Below are 15,861 nucleotides of genomic sequence, written 5' to 3'. Positions count from 1 at the left end.
TAAAACGATCGGCGCGATGGCGCGATCGGCGCGGCCACCCTCCATTCCCTTTGACACACGCAGGCACGCGAGCGGACTGCGCAAACGTTACGTCACGGCGACACGCGCCACCGCACCACAGGCCGGTTCCCGCATGTCACAGGCATGCGCGTTGCGCCGACGCATCTCGGTAGTGAACCACCCTTGGCAGCCCGCTGCGGAGGACTACACTAATCCTTAATGGGGTGCGGCCGGAGCCTGCGCCTTCAGGGAGACGCCGCCATGAATCGGCCGCTGAATCGCATCCTGCCGCGCGTGACCGGGAGTGCATCGGTCTGGACGTGGATCAAGTGGTCCTTGCTCGCCGCGCTGGTGATCGCGGTGGCGATCATTGCCCGGCTCGTGATGACCGAGTTCGAGACGTCGCGCCTGCAGGCGCGCTACCTGTCCGAGCTCACCCGCGACATCGGCTATACCGTCGAGGCGGGCGCGAGCGATCACATCCGCTTCCCCGTCAACGGGCCGTACGACCAGCGCCTCGGCTATTCGCTGCTGCCCGCGTTCCAGCAACATCTGCTCGCGCGCGGCTTCGTCGTCGGCAAGCAGGCGCGCGATTCGGAACGGATGCTGTCGCTCGCCGATCGCGGCCTGTTCCTGCCTTACGAAGAGAAAGACCAGGCCGGGCTGATGCTGTTCGACTCGACCGGCTCGCCGCTGTTCGCGACCGTGTTCCCGCAACGCGTGTACGCCGACTTCGACACGGTGCCGCGCGTCGTCGCCGATTCGCTGCTGTTCATCGAGGATCGCTACCTGCTCGACGCGAACCAGCCGAACCGCAACCCGGCGATCGACTGGGGCCGCTTCGGCCGCGCGCTCGCCGACCAGGCGCTGCACGTCGTCAACCGTCATCAGGCACGCCCGGGCGGCAGCACACTCGCGACGCAAATCGAGAAGTTCCGCCATTCGCCGGACGGCCGCACCGCGACGCCGCCGGAGAAGCTGCGCCAGATCGCGTCCGCGTCGATCCTCGCCTACATGAACGGCCCGCAGACGATGCTCGCGCGCCGCGCGATCGTCGTGCGCTACCTGAACTCGGTACCGCTCGCCGCGCGGCCGCACGTGGGTGAAATCACCGGCATCGGCGACGGTCTCGCCGCGTGGTACGGCCGCGACTTCAACGACGTGAACCGCATCCTGTCCGCGCCGACGACCGGCGACAACGTCGACGAACAGGGCAAGACATTCCGCGAAGTGCTGTCGCTGATCATCGCGCAGCGCGCGCCGTCGTACTTCCTGAATCGCGGCTATCCCGCGCTGCAGAAGCTGACCGACAGCTACCTGCGGCTCCTGTCGAACGGCGGCGTGATCTCGCCCGCGCTGCGCGATGCGGCGCTTGCCGCGCAGATCGAGCGCAGCGCGCCGCCGGCCGCCGCGCACGTGCAGTCGTTCGTGTCGCGCAAGGCCGTGTCGTCCGCGCGCGCGTCGCTGCTGTCGGCACTTGGGATCAGCGACCTGTACCAGCTCGACCAGCTCGACCTCGAAGCCACCAGCACGCTCGACAACGGCGTGCAGCAGGCGGTCGCCGAACGGCTCGCGAAGGCGTCGACCCGCGACGGCGCGCAGGCCGCCGGCCTGTACGGCTTCGAGATGCTCGCGCCGAAGGACGACCCGTCGCACCTCACGTACAGCTTCACGCTGTACGAGCATCGCAACGGCGCGAACATGCTGCGCGTGCAGACCGACAGCGTGAACCAGCCGTTCGACGTGAACCGCGGCGGCCGCATCAACCTCGGCTCGACCGCGAAGCTGCGCACGCTGATCACCTACCTGCAGATCGTCTCCGACCTGCATGCGCGCTACGGCAACCTGTCGAACGCGCAACTCGCGAAGGTGAAGCCCGACCCGCTCGACGGGCTGTCGCACTGGGCGCTCGACTACCTGTCGCATACGCGCGACCGCTCGCTCCAGGCGATGCTCGACGCGTCGGTCGAACGCAAGTACTCGGCGAGCCCCGACGTGTTCTACACGGGCGGCGGCGCGCAGGTGTTCTCGAACTTCGAGAAGTCGGACAACGGCCGCATCCTGACGCTGCATACGGCGTTCGAGCACTCGGTCAACCTCGTGTTCGTGCGGCTGATGCGCGACATCGTCCATTACGAGATGCTGCAGGCGGCCGGCCCGTCGTCGTCGTGGCTCGACGATCCGGCGCAGCGCAAGCATTACCTCGAGCAGTTCGTCGACGGCGAAAGCCAGGTCTACCTGAAGCGCTACTACACGCGCTATGCGGGCAAGGCGCCCGACGACGCGCTCGCGCTGCTGCTGCAGAACGTGCGCAAGTCGCCGCCGAAGATCGCGACGGTGCTGCGCAGCGTCGCGCCGAACGAATCGCTCGCGTGGTTCGATGCGCAGATGCGCGCGCAGCTGAAAGGCACGCCGGCCGCGACGCTGTCGGACGACGATCTCGCCGCGCTCTACGCGAAATACGCGATCGACCGCTTCAACCTCAACGATCGCGGCTATATCGCGAGCGTCCACCCGCTCGCGCTGTGGACGCTCAACTACCTGCGCGCCCACCCGAACGCGTCGCTCGCCGAGGTCCGGCGCGACAGCCGCGATGCCCGCTTCTACACGTACTCGTGGCTGTACAAGACGCGCTACCACGCGACCCAGGACCGGCGCATCCGCCGCATGGTCGAGCTGCGCGCGTATGCGGAAATCACGAAGGCGTGGCGCGCGCTCGGCTACCCGTTCGAGGAAGTCACGCCGTCGTACGCGGCCGCGATCGGCGCATCGGGCGACCAGCCCGACGCGCTCGCGAAACTGATCGGCCTGATCGCGACCGGCGGCCGGAAGGCGCCGACCGAGACGATCACGCGCCTCGATTTCGCGAAGGGCACGCCGTACGAGACGCGCTTCGTGCGCGCGGCCGCGCAGCCGCAGCCGATGCTGTCGCCGGAGATCGTCAACGTGGCGCGCACGCTGCTGCGCGACGTCGTGCTGAACGGCACGGCGCGGCGCCTGTCGGGCGGCTTCACGCTGCCCGACGGCAAGACGCTGCAGGTCTACGGCAAGACCGGGACGGGCGACCAGCGCTTCAATGTCTACGCGCGCGGCGCGCGGCTGATCGAGTCGCGCAAGGTCAATCGCAGCGGCACGTTCGTGTTCGTGCTCGGCGACCGCTTCTTCGGCGTGCTGACGGCGACCGCGCACGAACCTTACGCGGCGCGCTACGACTTCACGAGCGCGATGGCCGTGCAGTTGCTGAAGTCGATGGCGCCGGCGCTCGCGCCGCTGATCGAACGCCCGGCCGAGGCCGGCACGCGCACGACGGGCCCCGCGCCGCAGGCGGAAACGCCGGCGCCGCAGGTCGAGCCGTCCTGACGGCGGCCCGTGCGCTCACGCCACGACGCGCCGCTCAGTGCGAGCGGCCGTCGTAGTGCGTGACGGGCAGCGCATCGAAGTCGACATCCTCGAGGCATCGCACGTTGATCGCGGCCATCGCGGTGCCGTCCGGATGGGTCCCCTCGGCGAACGTGTGCCGCAGCGCTTGCAGAAGCGATGGCGGATCACGTGCTTGTTGAACAGGTAGGTGGCGAGATTGTCGTCGGGTGTGAGGAGTGTCATGTGATCGCGCGGCACGAACCACATCAGCGCGCCCTTGCGCCGGCAGATCGAGCAGTTGCAGGCCATCACGCCCTGCAGGTCGCCTTGTGCCTCGAACTTCACGTCGCCGCAATGACAGCTTCCGTGATAAAGCATGGTCGTCTCCCGGGGCGGCCCGTGCGCGTCGGCGGTATCCGGGCGGACACCGTTGGCCAGGCCGGTCCAAACGCGTACAGTAGCGCTCGCATGCGCCGCACGCAACGTCCGGCGGCGCCCGCCCCGACCCTCTGCGACCAAGGAAAACCGTCATGCTCGAACTGCGCCCCGGCTGCGAATGCTGCGACAAGGACCTGCCGCCCGATTCGGCGGAAGCGCGCATCTGTACGTTCGAATGCACGTTCTGCGCGACCTGCGCCGACGACGTGCTGAAGGGCCGCTGCCCGAACTGCGGCGGCGACCTGGTCGCGCGTCCGCGGCGGCCGGCGAGCCTGCTCGCGAAGTACCCGCCATCGACGCAACGCATCGTCAAGCCGGGCGGCTGCGCGAACGCCTGACAGCGCCGCACCGTCCGTCCGTTTCCGTCACGACATCTCGATCCGCGCGCGCGTCACCGCGAGCAGCGACGCCATCGCGCGGCGCGCGCCGTCCTCGTCGCGCACGCGGATCGCATCGCTGACGGCAACGTGCTCGGCGAGCGATGCGTTGTAGACGTGCGCCCGGCGCGCGTTCAGATGCAATTGCGCTTCCAGCGTGCGGTCGATCAGCGCGCCGAGCGGCACCAGCAGTTCGTTGCCGCCGGCCTCCAGCACGCTCAGGTGAAAACGCAGGTCCGCACGCACCCACTCGTCGACGTTGCGCGCGGCGGCCATCGCGCGCGCCGCGCCATCGATCGCATCGAACGCTTCGGGCGTATGCGTGCGAGCAGCCAGCGCGGCCGCATGCGGCTCGATCATCTCGCGCATTTCCTGCAGCTTCAGCGCGAACGCGAGCGGCGGCGCGACGCGCGCGTACCAGTCGAGCAGGTCGGCGTCGAGCAGGTTCCATGCGCGGCGCGGCCGCACGCGCGTGCCGACCTTCGGCCGCGATTCGACCAGTCCCTTCGACGTCAGCGTGCGCAGCGCCTCGCGCAGCACCGTGCGGCTCACCCCGAACATCGCCATCAGGTCCGGCTCGCGCGGCAGCAGCGACTCGGGCGGATAGTCGCCCCGCAGGATCGCCGTCGCCAGCCGGAAGGCCGTCTGTCCATGCAGGTCGCGCTGAATGATCGTTCTCCGGTGATGGGCAACGCCGCGGCTGCCCACTATCTGCACAATAGTGCTATTAATACTATTTTTTAACGGGCTACGCTAGGATCGTCGTCACGTACTCGACCGGCGCCGCGTCCGCACGTCCGCGCCGGTCCACCCTGGAGACAAGCGACATGAAAATCACCCGCCTCGAAACCTTCGTCGTCCCGCCGCGCTGGCTGTTCCTCAAGATCGAGACCGACGAGGGCATCGTCGGCTGGGGCGAGCCGATCGTCGAGGGCCGCGCGCACACGGTCGAGGCCGCGGTGCAGGAACTCGCCGACTACCTGGTCGGCCGCGACCCGCTGCTGATCGAGGATCACTGGCAGGTGATGTACCGCGCCGGCTTCTACCGCGGCGGCCCGATCATGATGAGCGCGATCGCGGGCGTCGACCAGGCGTTGTGGGACATCAAGGGCAAGCATCACGGCGTGCCCGTGCATGCGCTGCTCGGCGGCCAGGTGCGCGAGCGCATCAAGGTGTATTCGTGGATCGGCGGCGACCGGCCGAGCGACGTCGCGAACAATGCACGCGCCGTGGTCGAGCGCGGCTTCAAGGCGGTGAAGATGAACGGCTCCGAAGAGCTGCAGATCGTCGACACCTACGACAAGGTCGAGCAGGTGATCGCGAACGTCGCGGCGGTGCGCGACGCGGTCGGCCCGCACGTCGGGATCGGCGTCGACTTCCACGGCCGCGTGCACAAGCCGATGGCGAAGGTGCTCGCGAAGGAGCTCGATCCGTACAAGCTGATGTTCATCGAGGAGCCGGTGCTGTCGGAGAACGCCGAGGCGCTGCGCGACATCGTCAACCAGACCAACACGCCGATCGCGCTCGGCGAGCGGCTCTACTCGCGCTGGGACTTCAAGCACATCCTCGCGGGCGGCTACGTCGACATCATCCAGCCCGATGCGTCGCACGCGGGCGGCATCACCGAGTGCCGCAAGATCGCGACGCTCGCGGAAAGCTACGACGTCGCGCTCGCGCTGCACTGCCCGCTCGGCCCGATCGCGCTGGCCGCATGCCTGCAGCTCGACGCGGTCAGCTACAACGCGTTCATCCAGGAACAGAGCCTCGGCATCCACTACAACCAGGGCAACGACCTGCTCGACTACCTGCGCAACCCCGAGGTGTTCCGCTACGAGGACGGCTTCGTCGCGATCCCGCAGGGCCCGGGGCTCGGCATCGACGTCAACGAGGAGAAGGTGCGCGAGATGGCGAAGACGGGCCACCGCTGGCGCAACCCGGTGTGGCGCCACGCGGACGGCAGCGTCGCCGAGTGGTGATGCCGAGGTGAGATGAGATGCGATGCGCGGCGGGCATGCCGCGCATCGGCTTCGAGACGGCCGCCCGGCAGGCGGCCGTTCTTGCATCCGCGGCTCGCGGCGCGCGGGCACCCGGCCCTGCGCCGCGGCGAGCCGGCCGTCAGCCGAGCGCCGCGAACCCCGGCACGCAGGACGCCAGCACGGCGGCCGCGACGAACACGCCGATCATCGTCAGCGCCTCGAGGTGAAGGATGTTGCGGAACGTGTGCGCATCCTCGGTCGACGCGGTACGGCGCAGGCGCGGCAGCGCGGAGAAGCGGTTCAACCCGCCGAGCACGAGCGCGAGCGCGACGAGCAGCAGCTTGAGCAACAGCACGCGCCCCCACGTGCTGCCGTCGAGCGGCGCGACCGAGCCGCCGAGCCCGCGCAGTGCATTAAGCACGCCCGTGCCGAGCACGAACACGACCGCGATCACCGACGTACGCGACAGGTGCTGGCCGATCCGGATCAGCGCGCCGCGCGCGACCGACGAGCCGAGCACCGGCAGCACCGCGAGCCCGCCCGCGAGCACGAGGCCGCCCCACACCGCGGTGGCGAGCAGGTGCAGCGTCTGCACGCCGACCGCCGCGGACAGCGGGCCGGTATCGGCCGCATGGCCGAGCGACGCCTTGCCGACCGCGACCACGATCACCGCGAGCCACAGCACCGCGTGCGCGACCGGGCCGTCCGGCTTCGCGAGCGCGACGATCGCGAGCACCACGGCGCCGGCGAACGCGACGCTCCACGCGAAGCCCGCGTGGGTCTGCGTGAGCATGACGGGAATCGCGGCGAACGCACCGCCGAGCCCCGCGCCGCTCATCGCCGCGGCTTCGTACACGAGCCAGCCGAGATCGGCGAGCACGAGCGCGAGCGCCGCCGCGACCAGCGAATGTTGCGCGCGCAGCCATGCGGGATGCGACGGCGCGACGACCGGCCGCGCGCCGTCCTTGCCGAGCCACGCCTTGAGCAGCGCCGAGCCGACCGCCATCGCGAACGTCGCGTCCATCAATGCCGCCAGCGCGACCTGCCCGATCCACAAGCTGTCGATCCTCATCGCGCGCACCCTCCCGGGAACGGCCGGCCGGCGGCGCGGCGGCAAGTGGAACGACAGCGGGAAGACGGCAACGGCACAGTAAGGAACGTCATCGATGAATCCGGAAACGGGAGAAATGACTGGATCTGCGGCGGAGGCGGCGCCGCGCGACCCGCGAGTGTACGGTCTTCGATGGTCAAAGCGCACGCCGGTTCACACGATGCGTGCAGATAGCGCGTCAAATTGTCGCAAGTCGTAAACAGGCAGGAACCGATGACCTTTTGCCAAATAGCCGTCATTACCCATCGATGATAGAATGCCGCGTCGCAGCAGCCCGGCTGTCCTGCCGTCCATGCGCCGAGCCGATCGTAGCCCGGACAGGTCCCCGACGAATAAACATGGAGTCTCGTGTGTCTTCAAGACGCCTCTTCCGTCCGTTGCTTGCCGTTCTCCTGATCGGTGGCGCGGGCCTTATGAGCGCTGCCCAAGCGCAGACCAAGCCCACGGAGCAAGCGCACGCCCAGCAGGCGCCGCTCAAGGCACCCGATACGATGGCCGAGCGTGTGCGCGGCTGTACCGCATGTCACGGCGTTCACGGCCAGGGCACGGACAACGACTATTTCCCGCGTCTTGCCGGCAAGCCGGCGGAGTACCTGTACAACCAGCTCGTCAACTTCCGTGATGGCCGGCGCAAGTACCCGCCGATGAACTATCTGCTGACCTACCTGAACGACGATTACCTGAAGGAAATCGCCGAGCACTTCTCGGCCGAGCGTCCGCCGTACCCGACGCCGGCCAAGCCGACGCTGCCGGCTGCCACGCTCGCGCGCGGCAAGCAGCTCGTCACGCAAGGCGATCCGTCGCGCAAGCTGCCGGCCTGCGTGGCCTGCCACGGCGCAGGGCTGACCGGCATGCAGCCGGCGATCCCGGGCCTCGTCGGCCTGCACGCCGATTACCTGAGCGCACAGCTCGGCGCATGGCGCTCGGGCAACCGCCACGCGAAGGCACCGGATTGCATGCACGACATCGCCGCGAAGCTTTCCGACGAAGACGTGACGGCCGTGACCGCATGGCTCGCCGCGCAACCGGCGCCCGCCAACCCCGTGCCGGCCCCGGCGCGTTCGATGAAGACTCCGCTCGCCTGCGGCAGCGAACCGCAATAAGGCAAGGGAGACAGACACAATGAAACGCAAGTCCCTGTTTGCACTCTCGGCTGTCGCGATCGTCGCGGCCGCCGCCCTCGTGCCGGTCCTGTGGCCGGGCAACGACACGCTGCACGGCGCTGCCGCCGTCGCGGCCACGCCGGCCGACCAGGCCGCGCTGATCAAGAAGGGCGAATACCTCGCGCGCGTCGGCGACTGTATCGCGTGCCACACCGTGCGCGGCGGCAAGTCGTTCGCGGGCGGCCTGCCGATGGCGACGCCGTTCGGCACGATGTACACGCCGAACATCACGCCGGACGACAAGGACGGCATCGGCAAGTGGACGTCGGACGACTTCTACCGCGCGATGCACACCGGCCGTTCGAAGGACGGCAGCCTGCTCTACCCGGGCTTCCCGTTCGCGAGCTACACGAAGGTCACGCGCGCCGACTCGGACGCGATCTACGCGTACCTGCGTTCGGTCCCGCCGGTCTCGGTGCCGAGCCGTCCGCACGAACTGAAGTTCCCGTTCAACAACCGCAACCTGCTGATCGGCTGGCGCACGCTGTTCTTCAAGGAAGGCGAGTACAAGCCGGATCCGACCAAGTCGGTCGAATGGAACCGCGGCGCGTACCTCGTCGAAGGCCTCGGCCACTGCTCGATGTGCCATACGTCGATCAACATGATGGGCGGCCCGGTGAACTCGGCAGCCTTCGCGGGCGGCCTGATCCCGCTGCAGAACTGGTATGCGCCGTCGCTGACGAACGACAAGGAACTCGGCCTCGGCGACTGGCACGTGCAGGAGCTGTCGGACCTGCTGCAGGCCGGCGTGTCGAACAAGGGCGCGGTGTTCGGCCCGATGGCCGACGTCGTGCACAACAGCCTGCAGTACATGAGCGACGAAGATACGCGCGCGATGTCGACGTACCTGAAGTCGATCCCGCAGAAGGCTGAAGCGCCGAAGAACATGCAGTACGAGCCGTCGAAGCAGTTCGGCAACACGCTGTTCGACCAGGGCAAGAAGATCTACGCGGACAACTGCGCGACCTGCCACGCCGAAACCGGCGCGGGCAAGCCGCCGGCGTATCCGCCGCTCGCGGGCAACCATTCGATCGTGATGGAATCGGCGGTCAACCCGATCCGCATGGTGCTGAATGGCGGCTATCCGCCGAGCACGTTCAAGAATCCGCGTCCGTACGGGATGCCGCCGTTCGCACAGTCGCTGTCGAACCAGGAAGTCGCGGCAGTCGTCACGTATATCCGGATGTCGTGGGGCAACAACGGTACGCCGATCTCGCCGCAACAGGTGAGCGACCTGCGTTCCGCGCCGCTTGACTAAATAGCGCGCGACACAAACGGGGGCGCGGCTGCGGGAAACCGCCGCCGCGCCCCTTTGCTTTTTTGCGACGCCGTTCCCCGCGCTGGCCGCGCGAGGCGTCGCCGATCATAAAACTCAAGAGTGGTATCTATGTCTTTCGAATCTCTCGGCCTGGCCGAACCGCTGGTCAAGGCGGTCAACGAGCTCGGCTACACGTCGCCGACGCCCATCCAGCAGCAGGCGATCCCCGCCGTCCTCGGCGGCGGCGACCTGCTCGCCGGCGCGCAGACCGGCACCGGCAAGACCGCCGGCTTCACGTTGCCGATCCTGCAGCGCCTGCACACGTTCTACGCCGAGCATCGCGGCGCGAAGCGCGCGGTGCGCGCGCTGATCCTCACGCCGACGCGCGAACTCGCCGCCCAGGTCGAGGAAAGCGTGCGCGCGTACAGCAAGTACCTGAAGCTGCGCTCGACCGTGATGTTCGGCGGCGTCAGCATCAATCCGCAGATCGATGCGCTCAAGCGCGGCGTCGACATCGTCGTCGCGACGCCGGGGCGTCTGCTCGATCACATGCAGCAGAAGACGATCGACCTGTCGGATCTCGACATCCTCGTGCTCGACGAAGCCGACCGGATGCTCGACATGGGCTTCATCCACGACATCAAGCGCGTGCTCGCGAAGCTGCCGCCGCAGCGCCAGAACCTGCTGTTCTCGGCGACCTTCTCCGACGAGATCAAGTCGCTCGCCGACAACCTGCTCGATTCGCCGGCGCTGATCGAAGTCGCGCGCCGCAACACCACCGCGGAAAGCGTCGCGCAGAAGATCCACCCGGTCGACCGCGATCGCAAGCGCGAGCTGCTCACGCACCTGATCCGCGAACACAACTGGTTCCAGGTGCTCGTGTTCACGCGCACCAAGCACGGCGCGAACCGGCTCGCCGAGCAACTGACGAAGGACGGCATCAGCGCGATGGCGATCCACGGCAACAAGAGCCAGTCGGCCCGCACGCGCGCGCTCGCGGAATTCAAGAACAGCACGCTGCAGGTGCTGGTCGCGACCGACATCGCCGCGCGCGGGATCGACATCGACCAGTTGCCGCACGTCGTCAACTTCGACCTGCCGAACGTGCCGGAAGATTACGTGCACCGGATCGGCCGCACGGGTCGCGCGGGCGCGACCGGCGAAGCCGTGTCGCTCGTGTGCGTCGACGAGAAGCAACTGCTGCGCGACATCGAGCGGCTGATCAAGCGCGAGATTCCGCAGGAAGTGATCGCGGGCTTCGAACCCGATCCGACCGCGAAGCCTGAGCCGATCCAGCAACGCCGCGGCCAGCAGCCGCGCGGCGGCAACGGCAACGGCGGCGGCGGTGGCGGCAATCGCCAGCCGCGTGCCGGCGGCTCGGGCCAGCCGGCCGCGAAGCGCGACGGCAATGCGCAGCCGAAGGCCGCGAAGGCGGCCAAGCCGCGCACGACCGGCGGCGCGACCGGCAACGCCAGCGGTGGCGGCCGCCCGTCAGGCGGCAACGGCGCGCGCCCCGCGAACGGCAACGCCGCGCACGCGAACCGCAACCGTTCGTCGCGCAGCGGCCAGCGCGGTCACTGAAGCCGCGCGGCCGCGCGCCGCAGGTGCTCGACCTGGCGCTGCCAGCGCGCGAGCACCTCGGCGCGCGCCTCCCCTTCCAGCGCAAACGTGACGCCGGTCGCGAGACGCGCATAGCCGACCCGCTGCGCATCGCCGTGCGCGATCGTCGCAGCGAATCCGGCAAGGCCCCCGAAGTCCCCTTCGAGCGGCTCGATCCTCAGTTGTGCCTGAAAGAATGCGCCGTCCGCGACGAGCGTCAACGCGGCCGCGCGCCGTTGCGTCAGCGCGCGCGCCGCGCGCGATTGCGGCCAGAGCGCGAGCAGCAGCGTATGCGCGTCGCGCGCGTGGATCTCGCCGACGCTGAGCAGCGTCGTGCGCAGCTGGCCGTCGTCGGTCGCGACGATCAGCGATGCGGCGAAGTCGGCACGGCGTTCGAGCGCGGTGCCGTCGAACAGCGCAACGACGGCCGGCGGCCACGCGTCGAACGTCCATTGTTCGAGCGCGTGGCGATGGGAATCGGTCATGATGGCGGCCCCGGTGAAAAGCAGATGATGATCTGCGCAGCATACGCGCGCCGGACCGCGCGGTGACGATCAGCGCATGAACACGTGCCGCGTGATCTTCGTCAGCGGATAGTGGACGCTCGGCTGGATCTTCGCGGGCAGGTCGAGCGGCTTGAGCAGCATCTTCACGCACATGTCGGCCGACAGGTTGCGCCGCACGAGCGAGCTGATGCGCGCGGCACGCTCGCGGTTGTATTGACTGTCGCCGACGCGATCCGGGTAGCGGACTGCGAACACGTGGCGCAGCGCGATCTCGGAATCCTCGTTCTTGATTTCCATCACGCGGCGCATCAGCGCGCCGAGCACCGCGAGACGGCCGTTGCCTTCGAGCTTGTTGTACTTCTTGAAGAACTTGAAGAAGTGCTTGTAGTGACGCACTTCGTCCGAGCGGATGTTGTCGGTGATTTCCTTCAGCACCGGCTCGTCCGAGCATTCGTTGATCGCGCGATAGAGCGTGGCCGTGCCCGTCTCGACGACGCAGCGCGCGACCATCTCGAGCGCGCGGGTCTTCTCGAACGCGTCGACCGAGCAGGTCTTCGAATACTCGGCGAAGAAATTCGCGAACGCGGTGTCCCAGTCGAACTCGGGCCACACGTGCGCGATATACGCCTTCAGCGCGCGCCCGTGCTGCAGTTCCTCGTGCTCCCACGCATTGTTGAGCCACGCGGACACTTCCGGATCGTCGTTGAAGAACTCGCTCAGGTTGCTCGTGTAGAGATCCGAGCCGCTTTCGATGAACGACGACGCGCACAGCAACAGCAGCAGATCCTCGTTCGCGGCGGCGCGCTGACGATCGATCCGGTTCAGGTCGATGTCCTCGATACGCCACGGCATGACATGCGTCGTTTCAGTAGGCATGGTGGTGCGCTCCCAGTCGTCGCGCGGCCGGCCGGCCCCTCTCTTCGCACAGGCCCGGCGTGCCCGCAGGCGACGTTTTGCTTGCATTTATTAGTGGATTGGTCCGGCCGAACCATGCTGGCATCTTAGCCGGACTTTTATGTTCGTGCTTCAAAGCACTGACCATGCCCGCCGCGCGCAGTTCCGCCGCGCATGTTGCGGATCGTTAGATGAGGTGTTCGAACCGGTTGCGCGCGCGCGACGGCATGCGCTGCATCCAGGCAAAACGGGCGGCCATCCGGCCGCCCGTCGGGCACCACGCTGGAAGCGTTCCGTCAGAAACCGGCCGCAAGACCGTCGCGACGGCTGTCGCTCGCGGCCACGTAGCCGCGGTCGGGATCGTCGCGATCGAGACGCCACACGAACTGCCCCGAACCGAAATCCATGTAAGGATCGTCGATCGACTTGATCGTATGGCCGCGCGCGGCGAGCCCGTCGACCGTCTCGCGCTTCATCGTCGACTCGACGTCGAGCGTGAAGTCGCGATTGACCTTCCAGCGCGGCGCGTCGCAGGCGGCCTGCGGCTGCTGCCCGTAGCCGAGCATGCGCACGACGGTCTGCAGGTGGCCCTGCGGCTGCATGTCGCCGCCCATCACGCCGAAGCTCATCACGGCCTCGCTGCGGCCGTCGACTTCCTCGGTGACGAACGCGGGGATGATCGTATGGAACGGCCACTTGCCGCCCGCGACGACGTTCGGCGACGCCGGGTCCATCGAGAAGCCGTGCCCGCGGTTCTGCAGGGCAATGCCGGTACCGGGCACGACGAGCCCCGAACCGAAACCCATGTAGTTCGACTGAATGAAGCTCACCATCATCCCGCGTTCGTCCGCCGCGGACAGGTAGATCGTGCCGCCCGAATGCGGGCGGCCGGCAGCGAAGTGCGTCGCGCGCGCGCGATCGATCAGCTTCGCGCGTTCCGCGAGATACGCATCGTCGAGCATCTGCGCGGGCGTCACGTCCATCGCGCGCGGATCGGCGACGTAGCGATAGACGTCCGCGAACGCGAGCTTCATCGCCTCGATCTGCAGGTGCTGCGAGTCGACCGAATCGACCGGCCATTCGCCCAGGCCCGCCCGCTCGGCGATCCCGAGCGCGATCAGCGCGGCGATGCCCTGCCCGTTCGGCGGGATCTCGTGAATGGTATGACGGCCGAAGCGCTTGCCGATCGGCTCGACCCATTCCGGCCGGTACGCGCGCAGGTCGGCTTCGGTCAGCGCGCCGCCGCCTTCGCGCGCGAACGCCGCGAGCTGCGCGGCGAGCGCGCCTTCGTAGAACGCGCGCGGGCCGTCCTTCGCGAGCGTGCGCAGCGTCTGCGCGTGGCCCGGCAGGCAGATGCGCTCGCCGACGTGCGGCGCGCGCCCGCGCGGCATGAAGGTGTCGGCGAAACCCGGCAGTCCCTGCAGCTCGGGCACCGCGGCCGCCCATTTGTGCGCGACGATCGGCGATACCGCATAGCCGCGCTCGGCGATCTCGATCGCCGGCTCGAGCAGGTCCGCGAACGGCAGCGAGCCGAACTTCGCATGCAGCGCTTCCCAGCCCGCGATCACGCCCGGCACCGTGACGGTGTCCCAGCCGCGCGTCGGCTTGTTCGCGATGCCGTGCGCGTCCTCGCCGTGGCGCTTGCGGAAATAGTCGGGACTCCATGCGGCCGGCGCGACGCCCGACGCATTCAGCCCGGACAGCCGCCCGCCGTCCCACACGAGCGCGAACGCATCGCCGCCGAGCCCGCACGACACGGGCTCGACCACCGTGATCGCGGCCGCGGCGGCCAGCGCCGCATCGACGGCATTGCCGCCCTTCCACAGCATCCGCAGCCCGGCCTGCGCGGCGAGTGGGTGCGACGTCGACACGACGTTGCGCGCGAATACCGGGATGCGGGTCGTCGGATACGGGTTGTGCCAGTTGAAGCCAGTCATCGGTTCCACCTCGTCGAAAGCTGAATGAACGCGCCGGACGCACGACCGGCATGCGCGGACAGTCCGCCATTGCAGCGCGATCCGCGCGATCGCACAAATTCATTTGTCACATGAATCCATGTACTTTCCGCATGAATTCCGGGCGGTGATACGCCGCAGGCCGGTCGAACACCCTTCCCGCCCTTACAATACCCGCTCCGCCTCACGATCCGACCGCCGAGCCATGACCCGAGATCCCCGCCTCACCCTCAACGCGCGCCAGCAGGAACTGCTCGAATGGGTGCAGCGCGACGGCTTCGTGACCGTCGACGATCTCGCCGCGCACTTCGCGGTCACGCCGCAGACGATCCGCCGCGACGTGAACTGGCTCGCCGACCTGAACCTGCTGCGCCGCTACCACGGCGGCGCGAGCCTGCCGACCAGCTCGGAGAACGTGTCGTACACCGCGCGCCAGCGGATGTTCCATGACGAGAAGCGGCGCATCGCGGCGCTCGCCGCGTCGCACATCCCCGACCAGGCGTCGCTGTTCATCAATCTCGGCACCACGACCGAGGAAGTTGCGCGCGCACTGAATCGCCATCACGGGCTGCACGTGATCACGAACAACCTGAACGTCGCGTCGATGATGAGCGGCTATCCCGACTGCGAGGTGCTGATCACGGGCGGCATCGTGCGGCCGTGGGACAAGGGCATCGTCGGCGAACTCGCGATCGACTTCATCCGCCAGTTCAAGGTCGACTACGCGATCATCGGCACGTCGGCGATCGAGGCCGACGGCACGCTGCGCGACTTCGACACGCGCGAGGTGCGCGTGGCCGAGGCGATCATGCAGCATGCGCGCACGGTCTACCTCGTCGCCGATCATTCGAAGGTCGGCCGTCCGGCGCTGGTGCGCCAGGGCCACCTGAGCCAGGTTCATGCACTCTTCACCGACAAGCCATTGCCGCCGGAGATGGCCGACGCGGTGGCGAACGCGGGCACCCAGGTGTACGTCGCGGAATGACCCCGCGGAATGACCCGCCCGATGCTGCACCGCACCTGAAACTTCAAGTGAAATCAAGAAGTTGGCGCGCCTGCTGAACCGCTAGCGGTTTGCGTGCCTGTCAAACTGAAAATTAACGGGGCACGATTTGTCGTTGCCCGCGCGCTCGACTAGACTCCAGTTCCCCGGCCCGTTCGCGCGATCCGCCCGTGCCAAGGCGTGTGCGAATCCGAAGGCCGGCGAATACAGCTTTCCCCCCA

General features: G+C 68.1%; 12 protein-coding genes and 1 pseudogene. 7 read left to right on the top strand and 6 right to left on the bottom strand.

The genetic code is table 11. The features are described 5' to 3' along the window. Window positions 1-261: 261 nt before the first annotated feature. A complete protein-coding gene (locus U4Z31_RS02555) occupies window positions 262-3,360 on the top strand; it encodes a transglycosylase domain-containing protein (protein ID WP_321809348.1) in 3,099 nt (1,032 codons plus the stop codon). A gap of 34 nt (window positions 3,361-3,394) precedes the next feature. Here the strand turns inward: U4Z31_RS02555 and U4Z31_RS02550 are convergent. Then, window positions 3,395-3,738 (bottom strand): annotated as a pseudogene (locus tag U4Z31_RS02550) (GFA family protein). Window positions 3,739-3,890: 152 nt separating this feature from the next. On the opposite strand from U4Z31_RS02550, the gene U4Z31_RS02545 reads away from it, so the two are divergent. Next, the gene (locus U4Z31_RS02545; RefSeq protein WP_044844539.1) at window positions 3,891-4,136 is read left to right on the top strand and encodes a DUF1272 domain-containing protein; all 246 of its coding nucleotides are present in this window, start codon (window positions 3,891-3,893) and stop codon (window positions 4,134-4,136) included. 27 nt (window positions 4,137-4,163) lie between these two features. Here the strand turns inward: U4Z31_RS02545 and U4Z31_RS02540 are convergent, their stop codons facing one another. Then, window positions 4,164-4,883 (bottom strand): FadR/GntR family transcriptional regulator, encoded by a 720-nt coding sequence (locus U4Z31_RS02540; protein WP_321809347.1) that lies wholly within the window; start codon window positions 4,881-4,883, stop codon window positions 4,164-4,166. 119 nt (window positions 4,884-5,002) lie between these two features. On the opposite strand from U4Z31_RS02540, the gene dgoD reads away from it, so the two are divergent. Further along, window positions 5,003-6,151: a galactonate dehydratase gene (gene dgoD, locus U4Z31_RS02535; protein WP_321809346.1), complete on the top strand. Its 1,149-nt coding sequence runs from the start codon at window positions 5,003-5,005 to the stop codon at window positions 6,149-6,151. Between the two features lie 139 nt (window positions 6,152-6,290). Here dgoD and U4Z31_RS02530 read toward each other — a convergent pair whose 3' ends face one another. Then, a complete protein-coding gene (locus U4Z31_RS02530) occupies window positions 6,291-7,223 on the bottom strand; it encodes a CopD family protein (protein ID WP_321809345.1) in 933 nt (310 codons plus the stop codon). Window positions 7,224-7,600: 377 nt separating this feature from the next. Between U4Z31_RS02530 and U4Z31_RS02525 the strand changes: the two genes are divergently transcribed. The 3 genes from U4Z31_RS02525 (at window position 7,601) to U4Z31_RS02515 (ending at window position 11,264) form a co-directional block, all read left to right on the top strand. Continuing rightward, entirely contained in the window at window positions 7,601-8,365 is a 765-nt protein-coding gene (locus U4Z31_RS02525) for a c-type cytochrome (RefSeq protein ID WP_044844542.1), read from the top strand. A gap of 19 nt (window positions 8,366-8,384) precedes the next feature. After that, complete coding sequence (locus tag U4Z31_RS02520) at window positions 8,385-9,683, top strand: c-type cytochrome (RefSeq protein WP_044844543.1); 1,299 nt, start codon at window positions 8,385-8,387, stop codon at window positions 9,681-9,683. A gap of 129 nt (window positions 9,684-9,812) precedes the next feature. Next, a complete protein-coding gene (locus tag U4Z31_RS02515; RefSeq protein WP_321809344.1) occupies window positions 9,813-11,264 on the top strand; it encodes a DEAD/DEAH box helicase in 1,452 nt (483 codons plus the stop codon). Here U4Z31_RS02515 and U4Z31_RS02510 read toward each other — a convergent pair. The 3 genes from U4Z31_RS02510 to U4Z31_RS02500 all read right to left on the bottom strand — a co-directional run bounded on the left by U4Z31_RS02510 (window position 11,258) and on the right by U4Z31_RS02500 (window position 14,619). Continuing rightward, window positions 11,258-11,767 carry a hypothetical protein gene (locus U4Z31_RS02510; protein ID WP_321809343.1) on the bottom strand — a complete coding sequence of 170 codons (510 nt, stop codon included), beginning with the start codon at window positions 11,765-11,767 and terminating at the stop codon, window positions 11,258-11,260. The genes U4Z31_RS02515 and U4Z31_RS02510 overlap by 7 nt on opposite strands. 69 nt (window positions 11,768-11,836) lie before the next feature. Continuing rightward, a complete protein-coding gene (locus tag U4Z31_RS02505; RefSeq protein ID WP_044846781.1) occupies window positions 11,837-12,664 on the bottom strand; it encodes a ferritin-like domain-containing protein in 828 nt (275 codons plus the stop codon). Window positions 12,665-12,978: 314 nt separating this feature from the next. Next, complete coding sequence (locus U4Z31_RS02500; RefSeq protein ID WP_321809342.1) at window positions 12,979-14,619, bottom strand: gamma-glutamyltransferase family protein; 1,641 nt, start codon at window positions 14,617-14,619, stop codon at window positions 12,979-12,981. 223 nt (window positions 14,620-14,842) lie between these two features. Between U4Z31_RS02500 and U4Z31_RS02495 the strand changes: the two genes are divergently transcribed. Beyond that, window positions 14,843-15,622: a DeoR/GlpR family DNA-binding transcription regulator gene (locus U4Z31_RS02495; RefSeq protein ID WP_044846783.1), complete on the top strand. Its 780-nt coding sequence runs from the start codon at window positions 14,843-14,845 to the stop codon at window positions 15,620-15,622. Window positions 15,623-15,861 lie beyond the last annotated feature (239 nt).

The organism is Burkholderia sp. BCC1985 (assembly GCF_905339915.1).
Taxonomy (GTDB): domain Bacteria; phylum Pseudomonadota; class Gammaproteobacteria; order Burkholderiales; family Burkholderiaceae; genus Burkholderia.
The sequence above is the reverse complement of the archived record's forward strand: the minus strand, read 5'-3'. Positions and strand labels throughout refer to the sequence as shown.